The sequence below is a fragment of the Marinomonas sp. G8-14 genome, assembly GCF_055808935.1.
In genome coordinates, this window is record NZ_CM147891.1 from 1,848,932 (window position 1) to 1,864,304 (window position 15,373).

The window sequence follows — 15,373 nt, forward strand, 5'->3', positions numbered from 1 at the left end:
CTTGTGCCAAATGTGGGGGCAAATTACGGAAAAGCAAGTGTGAAGACTTGCACAGAGGGAGCTGGGTCTTATAATGACGCTCTCTACATTCTATCCATAGCCTAGGCACGTTATTTATTCGTCATTGGTGCCTATTTATTGCTAGAATACCCGACCTTTTTTAATCCAGCAGGCTTATCAAAAATGGCACAAACGCAACGCAAAATTTTAGTCACCAGCGCCCTTCCTTATGCCAATGGTTCTATCCATCTAGGGCATATGCTGGAACACATCCAAACCGACATCTGGGTGCGTTTTCAAAAAATGCGCGGCCACCTTTGTACTGCAGTGTGTGCGGATGACGCTCACGGCACAGCAATTATGATTAAAGCCGATCAACAGGGCATAACCTCAGAAGAATTGATCGATGGCGTTCGTCAAGAACATATGGCCGATTTTAACGACTTCTTGATCGGTTACGATAACTATTATTCTACCCATTCTGACGAAAATCGTGAGATTTCAAACCGCATTTACACAGCGCTACGTGATAACGGAAAAATAGCGGTTCGCTCTATCGTACAAGCTTACGACCCTGAAAAAGAGATGTTCCTTGCAGACCGTTTCATCAAAGGAACCTGTCCTAAGTGTAAAGCAGAAGATCAATACGGCGACAACTGTGAAGTCTGCTCAGCCACTTACACACCGATGGAAATGATCAATCCACGCTCGGTCTACTCGGGCGCCACACCGATTGAAAAAGAGTCTGAGCATTATTTCTTTAAGTTACCGGACTTCCAAGACTTTTTAACAAAATGGACGCGCAGTGGAACCTTGCAAGATCAAGTCGCTAATAAGCTGTCCGAATGGCTAGGTTCTGGCTTGCAAGAATGGGACATCAGCCGCGATGCGCCGTACTTTGGTTTTGAAATTCCCGATGCACCAGGCAAATATTTCTATGTTTGGCTAGATGCACCGATTGGTTACATGGCGAGCTTTAAAAACCTATGTGACCGCACGGAAGGCTTGAACTTTGATGATTATTGGGCAAAAGATTCTGATGCCGAGCTATACCATTTTATCGGTAAAGACATCATCAACTTCCACGCGCTATTCTGGCCAGCCATGTTGGATTGTGCGGGTTACCGCACACCAACCAAAGTTAATGCCCATGGTTATGTGACAGTCAATGGAACTAAGATGTCCAAGTCACGCGGTACCTTTATTAAAGCCCGTACTTACTTGAACCACTTGGATCCACAGTATTTGCGTTACTACTTTGCTGCGAAGCTAAACGCCAGCGTGGATGACATTGATTTAAACCTGCAAGACTTCATTCAGCGCGTCAATTCGGATGTGGTCGGCAAGGTGGTCAATATTGCAAGCCGTACCGCCAGTTTCATTAGCAAAAAGTTCGATGGTCAATTGGCCAGCACTGAAAGTGAAGGCGAGATGATTCAATCTTTCATCAATTCTGGCGACATCATCGCTCAGCATTTTGAAAGCCGCGAATACGGTAAAGCGATTCGTGAAGTGATGCGTTTAGCTGATGTGGCAAACGAATACATTGCCGTTCAAGCGCCTTGGGTATTGGCAAAAGACGAAGCCACCTTACCGAAAGTACAAGACGTGTGTACGGTTGCGTTGAACCTATTCAGCATCTTAGCCACGTACTTGAAGCCTGTGATGCCAAACATGGTCGCCGATGCGGAAACCTTCCTTGGTAAAGAACTGACTTGGGACAATCGCAGTGAATTGCTGTTTGGTCGTACGGTCAATACCTTTAAACCTTTAATGGGTCGTATTGAGCAAACACAAATCGATGCCATGATTGAAGAAGGCAAAGAAGAAGCTCAAGCCGACGCCGCCGAAAAAGCCGCTGCACTGCCTGCTGAAACAGAGCTAAGCAAAGACCCCATCGCAGAGGAAATCAATTTTGATGATTTCGCCAAAGTGGATTTGCGCATTGCCTTGATCGTCAAAGCCGAGCACGTTGAAAAAGCCAACAAGCTATTAAAACTGACGTTGGATATCGGCGGAGAGACTCGCACTGTGTTCTCTGGTATTAAGTCAGCTTATAAGCCAGAAGATCTAGAAGGCAAACACACTGTGATGGTCGCTAACCTTGCGCCACGCAAAATGAAGTTTGGTATGTCAGAAGGCATGGTACTGGCTGCAGGCCCAGGTGGGGAAGAGATTTATTTGCTTGAACCACATACTGGTGCCAAACCCGGTCAACGAGTGATGTAAGACAGAAAACATCCGTGTTGTTCTCAATAATGCGATAAATAACCATGCCCACCTTAGTGAATAAGAAACATTCTTAATAAGGTGGGCATTAGCATTAATAAAGAAACATAAACCGAACTTATATAAGCATAACTTATTATCTATATACTAAATCGGACTAGAAATACAAAAGCTTTAGTCTTGTTAGTTATAAGCAGATTGGTATAGTTACGCTCAAAGATACTTTTCAGCAAAAGCATCTAAAATCACCATATTCACCTAATGAAACCTTTACACAACATTGTGCATAGGTCTCCTATATTTTTGGAAGTGAGATGACTGAATATCTCTTGATACTGGTCAGTACCATCTTGGTTAACAACTTTGTATTGGTACAGTTTTTGGGACTTTGCCCTTTTATGGGCGTATCTGGCAAATTAGAAACCTCTATTGGTATGGCCATGGCCACGACCTTTGTTTTGACATTGTCGAGTCTATGCAGCTATCTCACTTACACCTATATTTTGCAGCCATTTGGACTGGAGTACTTACAGACCATTTCCTTTATTTTAGTGATTGCTGTTGTTGTGCAGTTCACCGAAATGGTAGTGCATAAAACCAGTCCTCTGCTTTATCGCGTATTAGGTATTTTCTTGCCTTTAATCACCACCAACTGTGCGGTATTAGGTGTGGCGCTACAGAACATCAGCAAACAAAATGGCTTTGTCGAATCGATTCTTTACGGCTTTGGTGCTGCGGTCGGTTTCTCTTTTGTATTGGTTCTGTTTTCTGCTATGCGCGAGCGCATTAACGTGGCCGATGTGCCAACGGTTTTTAAAGGTTCAGCGATTGGTATGATTACCGCCGGTCTGATGGCTTTGGCTTTCATGGGCTTCACCGCCCTTGTACAGATTTAGGAGTCGACGATGCTAACCGTTCTACTCGCTATTGGAGTTTTAGTCCTTTTATCACTTATTTTTGGTGCCATCCTAGGTTACGCCAATGTGCGCTTCCATGTGGAAGGCGACCCAATTGTTGACCAAATTGATGCTCTGTTGCCGCAAACACAATGCGGTCAATGTGGCCACCCAGGTTGTCGTCCCTATGCGGAAGCCATTGCCAACGGCGAAGCCATTAATCACTGCCCTCCTGGGGGACAAGCGACGATCCAAGCGTTAGCCGATTTATTAGATGTGGAAGCCATTCCTTTAGACGGCGATCACGGCACCGAAACAGCCAAACGCGTTGCGGTGATTCGTGAAGACGAGTGCATTGGTTGCACTAAGTGCATTCAGGCTTGTCCTGTGGATGCGATTTTAGGTGCGGCGAAACAAATGCACACCGTCATTGCAGATGAATGCACAGGTTGCGACCTTTGTGTCGAAGCCTGCCCTGTAGATTGTATTGATATGGTAGAAGTAGGCGTGACAGCGAAAACTTGGTCTTGGGACAAACCACAAGGTATTGCCGCAACCTCATTAAATATTATTGCCACCGATCGCCAAACGGAGGTTGCACACTAATGCAAGCAGCCAAGATTTTTTCTTTCCATGGCGGTATTCACCCAGCGGAAAACAAAGCTCAATCCTTACAATTGCCTTTAGGTCGACCGAGTCTACCAAGCGAGCTTATTTTGCCACTTGGACAACACATAGGCCAAAGCTCTCGCCCTTTAGTCAAGGTAGGCGATAAGGTGTTAAAAGGCGAAACCATCGCCATCAACAATGGCTTTTTAAGCAGTTTTTTACACGCACCGACTTCTGGTACGATTACCGCTATTGAAGAACGCCTGATTGCCCATCCTTCTGGATTAAGCGACCTTTGTATTATTATCACGCCAGACGGCCACGATACTTGGACCACACTTGAGCCTTTAAATCATTGGCAAGACATCAGTAAAACCGATGTGTTGGCGTATTTGTCTGAAATGGGCATTATCGGGATGGGCGGTGCGGGCTTTCCGACACAAGTGAAACTTCAAGGCGCCTATAAGAACCCACTCACGCATTTCATTATCAATGCCGCAGAATGTGAACCTTACATCACGGCCGATGACATGCTAATTCGTGAAAAAACCCTAGAATTGGTGCTCGGCATCGAGATACTGCAACACCTTGTGCAGGCGGATCACGTTGTTATTGGCATCGAAGACAATAAACCCACCGCTATTGCGGCCTTACAAGCCGTATTAGGCAAGCGCAACAGCAAGATTCAAATTGCCGTGGTGCCAACCAAATACCCTTCTGGTGGTGAAAAACAGTTAATTCAGTTATTAACAGGAAAAGAAGTACCAAGCGGACAGTATCCAGCGGATATCGGCATATTATGTCAAAACGTTGGAACCTGCGTGGCAGTTCACGATGCCATTACGTTTGGAAAGCCTCTGATCTCACGCTTTACCACGCTAACAGGCGATGCCTTAAAAGCACCGCAAAACGTCGAAGTGTTGCTTGGCACACCAGTTGCGCACTTATTGGATTACGCGGAATCTGAACCGAAAAAACTCAACCGCTTGATCATGGGTGGCCCAATGATGGGTTACACATTAAATTCCGCCGCTGTACCGATTGTCAAAACCAGTAACTGCATTTTGGCCGCCAGTAAAAAAGAGCTTCCACCACCCGCACCTGAGCAAGCCTGCATCCGCTGCGGCATGTGCGAACAAGCCTGCCCTGCCAGCTTGTTACCTCAGCAGTTGTTGTGGTTTAGCAAAAGCCAAGAATTCGAAAAAGCCGAACACCATAATCTATTTGATTGCATCGAATGCGGTGCTTGTTCTTATGTATGCCCAAGTAGCATTCCATTGGTGCAGTATTATCGCCATACCAAAAGCAGCATACGCGAAGCCCGTGAAGCCACCGTGAAATCTGATTTGGCTAAGCAACGCTTTGAGGCACGCAAAGCTCGTCAAGACGCCGAAGCCGCTGAAAAAGAAGCCAAGCGCCTTGCTCGTCAAAAAGCGACACCAAGCAAAGCCGCGGAAGAGAAAAAAGCCGCACCGACAAACGCAGCTCCAACGATCACTGCTGCGCCTGCAACGACTGACGAATCGAAAAAACTCAAAGTGGACATCGCCATCAGCAAATCCAAATTGAAAAAGCTACAAAAACAGCTGCTTGAAGCACAAGAAAACGAACATGTTGAGGAAATCAGCAACCTGCAGCTACAAGTGACTGAACAAGAAAAAGCCGTCGCTTTACTTGAAGATCAGCTCGCCAAAACAGTTGAAGCTGCACCCATTGCGGCTGAAGCCAACGTGACTAAACCTGCCCCTGCGCCGGTTAATGACGAATTGAAAAAGGCCAAAGTGGATGTGGCACTCATTGGCGTCAAACTGAAAAAGCTAAAAGCACAGTTAGCAGACAATCCCGCCGATCAAGAGCTGCAAGACAAGGTTACCGCTTTTGAGGCAGACCTAAAAGCAGCACAAGATAAAGCCGCCAAGCTAAGCGACGCTCCAGCAGCGGCACCTGCCAATGACAACAAAGCAGACAGCAAACCGGCCATCAGCGATGAACTGAAAAAGCTCAAAATCGACGCAGCCATTGCCAAAGCGGCGGTGAAGAAAGTCGAAAAAGCCTTGAAAAAAGCAGAAGAGATTCAAGCCCCCGAAATCGACGCCATTCGCCAACAGCTAAAAGAAGCGCAACAGCGAGCGGACGAACTGGAAAACGCCTTAGCCAATCCAGCAACCACGACGCCAAAGACAGAAACAATTGCCGAAGTGGCACCAAACAGTGTGGATGCCGATGCCGCTAAGAAACGTAAAATTGATCTTGCCATCGCCAAGGCAGGCGTGAAAAAAGCCGAGAAAAACATCCAGCTTTTGAAAGAACAAGGCAAAGATGAAAGCGAAATAGAAGCGTCAGAATGGCCTAAGAAATTGATAGAAGCGCAAGAAAAACTTACCGTTCTTGAAGCGGAAGAAAGCACACAAACTGCAGCTCCAGTTGCTACTCCAGCAGAAAAAACAGCGGATGCAGTTGCAAGAAGCGAAGCCAAAGCCGAACCAGAAATGGATTTAGCAACCCAGATCAAAAAAGAAAAAATCGCCGTGGCTTTGGCTAAAGCGCAAATCAATAAACTGAATAAGCGCCTAGAAAGTTCACCGGAAGACGCAGACAACATTAAGCAAGAGATAGCAACAACAGAGCAACGCCTACAAAGCGCCGAAGCACTATTAGAAAAACTTATTCATTCGCAAACCAACCTGCAAGAGAATCGTTAGATGGCATTATTGAGGATCACCTCCCCCACACACAACGTGCAGGACGTCGCACCGCTTGGGTGATGCAGATGGTCATTTTAGCGACCATTCCTGGCATCGTGGTACAAACTTGGTTATTTGGCTGGGGCACGTTAGTCAACCTAATGATTGCCTGCATCACGGCATTATTAAGTGAAGCGGCTATTCTGGCGATTCGTCGCCGTCAGGTTGGTTTTTTCTTGAAAGATTACAGCGCACTATTAACCGCTGTGTTATTGGGCGTTGCGCTTCCTCCCATTGTGCCTTGGTGGGTAACGGTCACAGCGGTCGCTTTTGCGATTATCTTTGCCAAACAGCTTTATGGCGGCTTAGGGAATAACCCATTCAATCCAGCCATGGTCGGCTACGCCATCGTACTGGTGTCTTTTCCTGTGCCAATGAGTCAATGGCTAGGCGTGCATAGCATGGTGTCAGCTGGTGAAACAATGTCTTTCATGCAAAGCCTGCAGGCGATTTTCCATCAGCTGCCAGTGATTGATAGCTACACCATGGCAACGCCCTTAGATGGCTTTAAACACAAGGATTTACTAGATAGCCAAGCGGCCTTTAGCAGCATTGCCGCGCTGCAAGGCCCAAGTCTAAATAGCTGGCTTTGGGTCAACCTAGCGTATCTTGTGGGTGGTCTTGCTCTGATTGGGTTGCGCATTATTACTTGGCACACGCCAGTGGCACTATTGGGTGCTTTGTTGGTCATGTCTGGCGCCTTTCATTTATTGGACCCAACGAACACCGCAACACCGTTTTTCCACCTCACCACTGGCGCGGCGATGTTTGGTGCTTTCTTTATTGCCACCGACCCTGTGTCTTCTTGCACCAGTAATCGCGGCAAACTGATCTACGGTGCCGGCATTGGCATCTTGATTTATATTATTCGCTCTTGGGGCGGCTACCCTGATGGTGTGGCATTTGGCGTGTTACTGATGAACTTCGCCGCGCCTTTAATCGATTACTACACTCAGCCCAGAACCTACGGCCACAAAAAAGCCAAAACAGGCTTAAAAGTTGGGGAGGATAACTAATGGAATTGTTGGCCTCTATTCGTCGCAACAGTCTAGGTCTGGCTATCTTTGCCGTGCTGACTGCAGGTCTCATCGCGATCACGCATCAATTGACCGATCACACCATTAAGGACAATATTTTGGAAGCGCAAATTTCTGCCTTTAACGAAATTTTGCCAGCCAATTTGTACGATAACGATTTAACCAAAGACGTAGCCTTTCTTCCTGCCGATCCGTTATTGGGGAGTGAAGAAGGCATTAAAATTCACATCGCTCGTAAAAACGGCGAAGTCACTGCCATTATTTTCGAGACCATCGCACCGCGTGGCTATAACGGTAATTTAGACATGCTGGTTGCCATTGACAAAAACGGTATTGTCACCGGTAGCCGAGTCATCAGTCACAAAGAAACACCTGGGCTGGGCGACAAGGTGGAGCTTAAAAAATCCAAATGGATACTCAGCTTCTCTAACAAATCGTTAGACAATCCAGACCTTAAAGGCTGGGGCGTGAAAAAAGACGGCGGAGATTTTGACCAATTCACAGGGGCAACCATCACGCCTCGCGCCGTGGTGCGCGCCGTAAAGAACACTCTTATTTATTTTGATCAACACAAAGATACGCTGTTAGCGTATTAGGATAGCCAAATGAAAATGAGCGCAGAAACAGCAACCAGTGACGCTACTCAAGAAGAGAGTAAACCAAGCGCCAATTACGCAGAAATCATTTATAACGGCATTTGGAAAAACAACCCAGCCCTTGTTCAATTGCTTGGCTTGTGTCCTATGCTGGCGGTCACCAGTACCGTGGTCAACGCCTTAGGCCTTGGCTTAGCCACCATGGTTGTGTTGATGGGACTCCAATATTGCCGTTTCCATCATCCGTAATTATGTTGCTGATGCGGTTCGTCTGCCAGCCTTCGTGATGATCATCGCCTCATTCACGACCTGTATCGAATTGGTGATGCAGGCTTATACTTATGAGCTCTATCAAATTCTAGGTATTTTCATTCCACTGATCGTAACAAACTGCGCCATTCTCGGTCGTGCCGATGCCTTTGCGAGTCGCAACCCTGTTCTGCCATCGGCTATAGATGGCTTTATGATGGGCTTAGGCTTCATGTTTATCCTAGTGACTCTAGGCGCGATGCGCGAACTGATTGGCCAAGGTACGCTATTTTCTGATATGCAATTATTGTTTGGTGATGTCGCCATTGGGTGGAAATGGGTGGTATTCGAAAACTATCCTAATGTGTTGTTTGCTGTCTTACCACCGGGCGCATTTATTGGCTTAGGTTTGTTAATCGCAGGCAAAAACTACCTTGATGAACGGGAAAAGCAACGTATCGCCACACAAAAAGCCAAAGACGGCCCAAGTGCGTCAAAACGGGTTCGTGTGACTGGACAAGTTAGTTAACCTATTTAAAACCCCACTTTAACCCTCCCCTTGGAAGAGATAAGGGGAGGGAATTTTAAGCGTCATAAAGGCAGTCAAACGTGAACAAAGACAAACGCTACGAGATTTTTTCTCGCTTACGAGCTGAAAACCCAAATCCCGTAACCGAGCTGGAATACAACTCACCTTTTGAGCTTTTGATTGCGGTGTTATTTTCTGCGCAAGCCACAGACGTGAGTGTTAACAAAGCCACGCGCAAGCTTTTTCCTGTCGCGAACACACCAGAAAAAATGCTGGCGCTTGGTGTAGATGGCTTAAAAAGCTACATCAAAACCATTGGCCTATTTAACGCTAAGGCCGAAAATGCCATCAAAACTTGCCAAATCCTCATCGAAAAGCACAACAGTATCGTCCCTGAAACTCGTGAAGAGGCTCGAAGCGCTACCAGGTGTTGGCCGCAAAACCGCCAATGTGGTCCTTAACACCGCCTTTCGCCAAGTCGCTATGGCTGTCGACACGCACATCTTTCGTTTTAGCAACCGCACTAAAGTTGCTCCAGGTAAAAACGTCCTAGAAGTTGAAATGAAACTGCTGAAGTTTGTCCCGAAAGAGTTTCTTTTGGATGCACACCATTGGATGATACTTCACGGTCGTTATATCTGCGTGGCGCGCAAGCCTAAGTGCGACGCATGCGTGATTGAAGACTTGTGCGAATTTAAAGATAAGACCTCAACCTAATCTTTTAATCAACTCTCTTTAGTTAACTAAAGACTAACCTAAATTTAAATAACATCGTATTTATTAAACCTTTCTAGCTCGGCATGCTTACTCTATTGATATTTCACTTTATAGAGAGAGGATGCTATGAGTCACAATCTAACCCAAGCCCAACTTGACGCCCATTGGATGGCCTATACAGGCAATCGTCAATTTAAAAAAGACCCTCGTATCATCGCCTCGGCCGCAGGAAAATATTACACCGATTCCGATGGCAGAAAGATTTTCGACGGCTTATCTGGCTTGTGGACATGCGGCTTGGGTCATAGCGTTGCGGCTATCAACGAGGCCGTCGCACAACAAGTCAAAACGCTTGATTACTCCCCTGCTTTTCAATTCGGTCATGAGAAGTCTTTTTTGCTGGCTGAGCAAATTACCGAGTTCATGCCCACAGGACTAAACCGGATTTTCTTCACGGGCTCTGGCTCAGAGTCGGTTGATACGGCTTTAAAAGTCGCTCGTGCTTATTGGCGTAAAAAAGGCATGGGCACAAAAACCAAGTTCATTGGCCGCGCTAAAGGTTACCATGGCGCAGGCATTTCAGGCTTCAGCGTTGGCGGCATTCCTGCGAACCGCACACTTTATGGTCAAGGCTTAGAATCCTATCACTTGCCTCACACCCAAGTGCCAGGCAGTGAGTTTTCCAAAGGGATGGCAGAGCAAGGTAAAGAGCGTGCTGAAGATCTGCTTAATCTAATCATGATGCACGATGCATCGAATATTGCTGCCGTCATTGTGGAACCTATGTCAGGCTCTGCTGGAGTGATTGTGCCACCACAAGGGTATTTACAACGTTTGCGCGAGATCTGTGATCAACACAATATTTTGCTTATCTTTGATGAAGTGATTACCGCATTTGGTCGCATGGGCGCAAAAACAGGTGCTGAGGCTTTCGGTGTGACGCCCGACATCATTACCATGGCAAAACAAGTCACCAACGGCGTTATTCCAATGGGCGTTGTGGCTTTCAAGCAGGAGATCTACGACACCTTCATGGACAATGGCGGTCCAGAATACATGTTAGAAATCCCGCATGGCTACACTTATTCGGCTCACCCTATTGCTTGCGCTGCGGGTTTAGCATCGCTTAGTGAAATTAAAAAACAAGGCTTGATAGAACGAGTCAATAGTATGAGCGCGACTTGGGAAAACAGCGTGCATCAGCTAAAAGACGCCAGCCCACTCATTACGGATATCCGTAATTACGGTTTCGCGGCAGGAATCACCATTGCACCCATCAATGGCGAACCCGCCAAACGTCCGTTCCAAATTGCCATGGCCATGTGGGACAAAGGCTATTACGTTCGTTATGGTGCCGATACCATTCAATTAGCACCGCCCTTCACCACCGAACCATCTGAAATAGACAGCTTGATCAACGCACTGGGCGAAACACTACAAAAACAAAGCTAAACAAGACTAATGTATCCCCAATAATCAAGATGTTGCTCATAGACATGGCGCAACATCTTGATCCATATCAATTTTATCTAGCTATCACATCTTTGCAATCTTGCACTATAATGGCACTTCCAAAAGCGTCATTTTTGGCCTGAGTCTTCATTTTACAAAAGGTAAAGCAATGTCTATTTCACATTCCCCTTATGTTCGTTGTTTTTGGACAGGGACACTGTTTTTAACCAACGGTAAAATTATGCCGATCCATTGCACACACATATCAACTCAAATGATAGAAGTGGAAGCGCCAGAAGGTTTACAAGGATCAAAAATGGTAAAGCTAGAGCTAAAAGCGATTCATGAAGGAAAAACAGCCACAATCAAAATATTGTGCGACCCACAACTGGATGTCTTTAACGAGCATAATAAGCACTACATAAAACTGTCTTACCACACCATTTCTGATAAGGACAGACAGTTTATCAAAGAGTTTGCCGACGCCCATTCTTAGGTAACAGGCAAGCTCATCGAGCTTATTCTGCGTCGCTGTCGTCTTTTTTCACCGTGTCTTCCGCTTTCTTCACACGAATTTTAGAGCCATCTACGTCCATGCCATTGAGCGTTTTGATGGCGACTTTTGCCTCACCCACTTTTGGCATTTCAACGAAGGCAAAGCCTTTCGATTCACCTGTCTCTTTGTCCATCACAATAGTACAAGACTGCAACGTACCGTGAACGGCAAACAAGCTTCTCAATTCTTCTTCTGTGGTGTTGCGGGCAAGGTTTCTGACTAATAGTTTCATATTTTTCTCTTCATAAATAAAAAAGGCATGGACAATACTGCCATGCCTTTGCGTTAGATTGCGCCATTCTAACCCGTTAAGACAAGGTTGTCTCAAACAGTTTGAGCAATTTCTCGCTATCCACTTCCATACAGACTTGTGTCATAGGCACATCGTTCCAATGCGGCTCAGGAAAGCTCATGCCTTGTGGCGCAAAAATCGTTTGACCAATGCCTATGCCTTCGCAAGCAACGCGCACGGCACCAAGCTCAACACCGAAGATACTAGGGTCAATAACGTAAGCGATGGTAGAGGCATCGTGGAAATAGCAGCCTCCGATGTCAAAACGATCACTGTAAAAATTAATGTAATGCTGGGCACAGTCATACAAGAAACCACCTTCGGTTGGGTTCGCTTGTCTAATACGATCTAAAACAGTGTTATCCAACAGCACCTGATGGGTTACATCCAAACCAATCATGGTGACTTGCCAAGGCGCAGTGAACACTTTATCCGCTGCGTGAGGGTCGTTCATGATGTTGGCTTCTGCCACGGGTGATACGTTACCGTACTCAATCGCCGTTCCCCCCATCAAAACCACTTCGTCTACTAGGCTGGCTACTTCTGGGTCAAGCTCAAGGGCTTTCGCTAGGTTGCCCAATGGACCAAGTGCGATAATCGTCACTTCACCAGGGTATTGGCGAACCGTATCCACAATAAATTGCGCTGCATCTTTGTCGATGGCTTTGCCTTTTGGGGCCGACCAATTGATGTTACCGAAGCCGTCTTTACCATGAACAAAGTCAGGGTGTGGGCGTGGTGCAATAACACTTGGCACCGCAACCCCTCTTGCGACAGGCACATCGACCTTAGCGATTTCTGTCAAAGTAATGGCATTTTGCGTTGCCAAATCTACAGACACGTTTCCATAGGTCGTTGTTAAACCGAGCACTTCCAATTGCGGTGCTTGGAAGGCAAAGAAAATCGCCATCGCATCATCGATGCCCGGATCCGTATCAATAATAATTTTACGAGCCATATTTCACGTCCTCTTTATTCTCTAAGCGTTTTGGCTTACTAGTGTTTAGCAAGAAAAGCCGTTACTTCTTCTTGTGTAGGTATGGCAGATGCTGCACCTAAACGCGTGACACAAATAGCAGAAGCAGCGCAAGCACGCGTCATGGCTTGCTTGATTTCGTCACCCTTCATTAACGATGATAAACAAAAACCAATGAAGGTATCACCCGCCGCTGTGGTATCTACCGCGTCAACAGAAAACGCCTCTACCGATAAAGTTTTATTATCACTGAAATAACAAACGCCCGCTTTGCCTAACGTCATTAACACCGCTAAGTCAGGGTAAGCTTTCGGGAAAGCCTCAATCGTGCTATCGATGTCTTTCGTACCAATTAAGTCCATCGCTTCCACTTCGTTGACGATCAACAAGTCCACGAATTCCAGAACCTTTTTGGTCAATTCCACGTCCATCGGTGCGGGGTTAAATGCCACGTTCAGTTTGTTTTCTTGCGCTTTACGCATGATGTATTCAATTAGGTTGGTTTCGTTTTGTAGTAACACCCAATCGCCTTCATTAGCACTCGACAAGACTTGATCAACTTGCTCTTGAGTTAAAGCATGATTCGCACCTTGATACAAAATGATGGAGTTTTCCGCTTCTTTGGTCAGCTGAATAATCGCGTGCCCTGTTGGCACATCAATACGACGAATAAGATCCGTATTGACGCCCAGCGACTCTAACTGGTCGATAATACTTTGATCACTGTGATGAATCGCACCCACGTGCTTTACATCAGCACCCGCTTTAGCAAGCGCAACAGATTGGTTTGCTCCTTTGCCACCCAATAAACATTGGTAGCTATTGGACGCCATGGTTTCGCCAGGGCGAACAAAATGATCTAGCTGATAAAGGTGGTCGAGGTTAATCGAACCAAAGTTATAAATTGTCATAATTCTCTTCCTTCAGATCAGCGTGCTTTACGTATCGGCACATTTCATTCTACTGTTCATTCTGCAAAGCGACATGCTATGTCAATTCACCAGCGAATACTGACCAAGTGTACAAAAATAAAAAACGCTCCAATTCTGCAAGAATGGAGCGTTTTTTGAAAGCTTATTTTTCTAAATCGCTACTTTTAACGTAACAAACGATTACTTATCAGAATCTAGAAAACCACGGCCTTTTTGAGCGGCAATACGCATACGTAGTGCGTTTAGCTTAATAAAGCCCGCTGCGTCTTTTTGATCGTATGCACCTGCATCATCTTCAAATGTCGCAATTTTGCTGTCAAACAAGCTGTTTGCTGATTGACGACCAACCACACTTACGTTGCCTTTGTACAGTTTAAGACGCACAGTACCGCTCACGTATTTTTGTGACGTATCGATCAAAGCTTGAATCATACGGCGCTCTTCCGACCACCAGAAGCCATTGTAAATCAACTTCGCATAACGCGGCATCATCTCATCTTTTAGGTGCATTGCTTCACGGTCTAACGTAATAGACTCAATCGCACGGTGTGCCTTCATCATGATGGTGCCACCAGGTGTTTCATAGCAACCACGCGCTTTCATGCCTACGAAACGGTTTTCTACGATGTCAACACGACCAATACCGTTTGCACCGCCAATTTTGTTCAATGTCGCCAAAATAGTCGCTGGAGACATAGCCTCACCATTGATAGACACTGGGTCGCCTTTTTCATAGCCAATCTCAATGTAAGTCGCTTCATTAGGCGCCTCTTCAGGAGAAACAGACCAGCGCCACATATCGTCTTCTGGCTCTGTCCATGGATCTTCCAACTGATCACCTTCAAAAGAAATGTGCAGTAGGTTAGCGTCCATAGAATAAGGAGATTTCTTCTTCTTCGTTGAGAAATCCACTGGGATATTGTGTTTTTCACAGTACGCCATTAGGGTTTCACGGGACGTTAGATCCCATTCACGCCAAGGTGCAATCACTTTTACGCCAGGTTTCAGAGCGTAAGCACCTAGTTCAAAACGCACTTGGTCGTTACCTTTACCAGTCGCGCCATGAGCAATCGCATCAGCGCCAGTTTCATTGGCGATTTCGATCAAGCGTTTTGCGATCAAAGGACGCGCAATAGATGTACCTAACAGGTATTCACCTTCGTAAATCGTATTAGCACGGAACATAGGGAAAACGAAGTCGCGAACAAATTCTTCACGCAAATCTTCAATGTAGATTTCCTTAATACCCAACGCTTGAGCTTTAGCACGAGCTGGTTCAACTTCCTCACCCTGACCCAAATCAGCGGTAAAGGTAACCACTTCACAGTTATACTCTTCTTGAAGCCACTTCGCGATTACGGAAGTATCCAGGCCGCCAGAATAGGCAAGCACTACCTTCTTCACGTCAGACATTATCTCTATTCTCCTCAACGAGCCTCGCGCTCCCACACCAGTACATGGCGGCGCTAATAATTTAAAAAAGGGGCTGTAAGTGTAAGATCTCGATTCTTGCTTAGCAAGCAAAAAGCCCTTCTTTGCTCAGATAAATCAGTAAAGAA

At 46.1% G+C, this 15,373-nt stretch carries 12 protein-coding genes and 2 pseudogenes; 10 read left to right on the forward strand and 4 right to left on the reverse strand.

Going from position 1 to position 15,373, the window contains the following annotated elements:
• Nucleotides 1-183 precede the first annotated feature (183 nt).
• The 10 genes and pseudogenes from metG (at nt 184) to AC0L6V_RS09470 (ending at nt 11,554) form a co-directional block, all read left to right on the forward strand.
• Nucleotides 184-2,229 (forward strand): methionine--tRNA ligase, encoded by a 2,046-nt coding sequence (gene metG, locus AC0L6V_RS09425; RefSeq protein WP_265219413.1) that lies wholly within the window; start codon nt 184-186, stop codon nt 2,227-2,229.
• Between the two features lie 314 nt (nt 2,230-2,543).
• Nucleotides 2,544-3,125, forward strand: a complete 582-nt coding sequence (rsxA, locus tag AC0L6V_RS09430) for an electron transport complex subunit RsxA (RefSeq protein ID WP_111606942.1) — start codon at nt 2,544-2,546, stop codon at nt 3,123-3,125.
• 9 nt (nt 3,126-3,134) lie between these two features.
• On the forward strand, nt 3,135-3,731 hold the full coding sequence (gene rsxB / locus AC0L6V_RS09435; protein ID WP_418138967.1) for an electron transport complex subunit RsxB: 597 nt from the start codon (nt 3,135-3,137) through the stop codon (nt 3,729-3,731).
• Nucleotides 3,731-6,436 carry an electron transport complex subunit RsxC gene (gene rsxC / locus AC0L6V_RS09440; protein WP_409419715.1) on the forward strand — a complete coding sequence of 902 codons (2,706 nt, stop codon included), beginning with the start codon at nt 3,731-3,733 and terminating at the stop codon, nt 6,434-6,436. The genes rsxB and rsxC overlap by 1 nt, the downstream gene beginning before the upstream one ends.
• A 68-nt stretch (nt 6,437-6,504) precedes the next feature.
• Nucleotides 6,505-7,494 carry an RnfABCDGE type electron transport complex subunit D gene (locus AC0L6V_RS09445; RefSeq protein WP_321160309.1) on the forward strand — a complete coding sequence of 330 codons (990 nt, stop codon included), beginning with the start codon at nt 6,505-6,507 and terminating at the stop codon, nt 7,492-7,494.
• Nucleotides 7,494-8,111: an electron transport complex subunit RsxG gene (rsxG, locus tag AC0L6V_RS09450; protein WP_265219024.1), complete on the forward strand. Its 618-nt coding sequence runs from the start codon at nt 7,494-7,496 to the stop codon at nt 8,109-8,111. Before AC0L6V_RS09445 ends, rsxG begins: the two co-directional genes overlap by 1 nt.
• A gap of 15 nt (nt 8,112-8,126) precedes the next feature.
• Nucleotides 8,127-8,889, forward strand: a pseudogene (locus tag AC0L6V_RS09455) (electron transport complex subunit E).
• 80 nt (nt 8,890-8,969) lie between these two features.
• Nucleotides 8,970-9,606 (forward strand): annotated as a pseudogene (gene nth, locus AC0L6V_RS09460) (endonuclease III).
• 126 nt (nt 9,607-9,732) lie between these two features.
• Nucleotides 9,733-11,058 carry an omega-aminotransferase AptA gene (aptA, locus tag AC0L6V_RS09465; RefSeq protein ID WP_409419718.1) on the forward strand — a complete coding sequence of 442 codons (1,326 nt, stop codon included), beginning with the start codon at nt 9,733-9,735 and terminating at the stop codon, nt 11,056-11,058.
• A gap of 169 nt (nt 11,059-11,227) precedes the next feature.
• Complete coding sequence (locus AC0L6V_RS09470; protein WP_265219023.1) at nt 11,228-11,554, forward strand: hypothetical protein; 327 nt, start codon at nt 11,228-11,230, stop codon at nt 11,552-11,554.
• Nucleotides 11,555-11,576: 22 nt separating this feature from the next.
• Here the strand turns inward: AC0L6V_RS09470 and AC0L6V_RS09475 are convergent, their stop codons facing one another.
• The 4 genes from AC0L6V_RS09475 to AC0L6V_RS09490 all read right to left on the reverse strand — a co-directional run bounded on the left by AC0L6V_RS09475 (nt 11,577) and on the right by AC0L6V_RS09490 (nt 15,227).
• Nucleotides 11,577-11,846 (reverse strand): RNA recognition motif domain-containing protein, encoded by a 270-nt coding sequence (locus AC0L6V_RS09475; RefSeq protein WP_265219022.1) that lies wholly within the window; start codon nt 11,844-11,846, stop codon nt 11,577-11,579.
• A 76-nt stretch (nt 11,847-11,922) separates the two neighbouring features.
• Nucleotides 11,923-12,864: a nucleoside hydrolase gene (locus AC0L6V_RS09480; RefSeq protein WP_409419719.1), complete on the reverse strand. Its 942-nt coding sequence runs from the start codon at nt 12,862-12,864 to the stop codon at nt 11,923-11,925.
• 38 nt (nt 12,865-12,902) lie between these two features.
• On the reverse strand, nt 12,903-13,793 hold the full coding sequence (locus AC0L6V_RS09485) for a ribokinase (protein WP_265219020.1): 891 nt from the start codon (nt 13,791-13,793) through the stop codon (nt 12,903-12,905).
• Between the two features lie 201 nt (nt 13,794-13,994).
• The gene (locus AC0L6V_RS09490; RefSeq protein ID WP_265219018.1) at nt 13,995-15,227 is read right to left on the reverse strand and encodes an argininosuccinate synthase; all 1,233 of its coding nucleotides are present in this window, start codon (nt 15,225-15,227) and stop codon (nt 13,995-13,997) included.
• Nucleotides 15,228-15,373 lie beyond the last annotated feature (146 nt).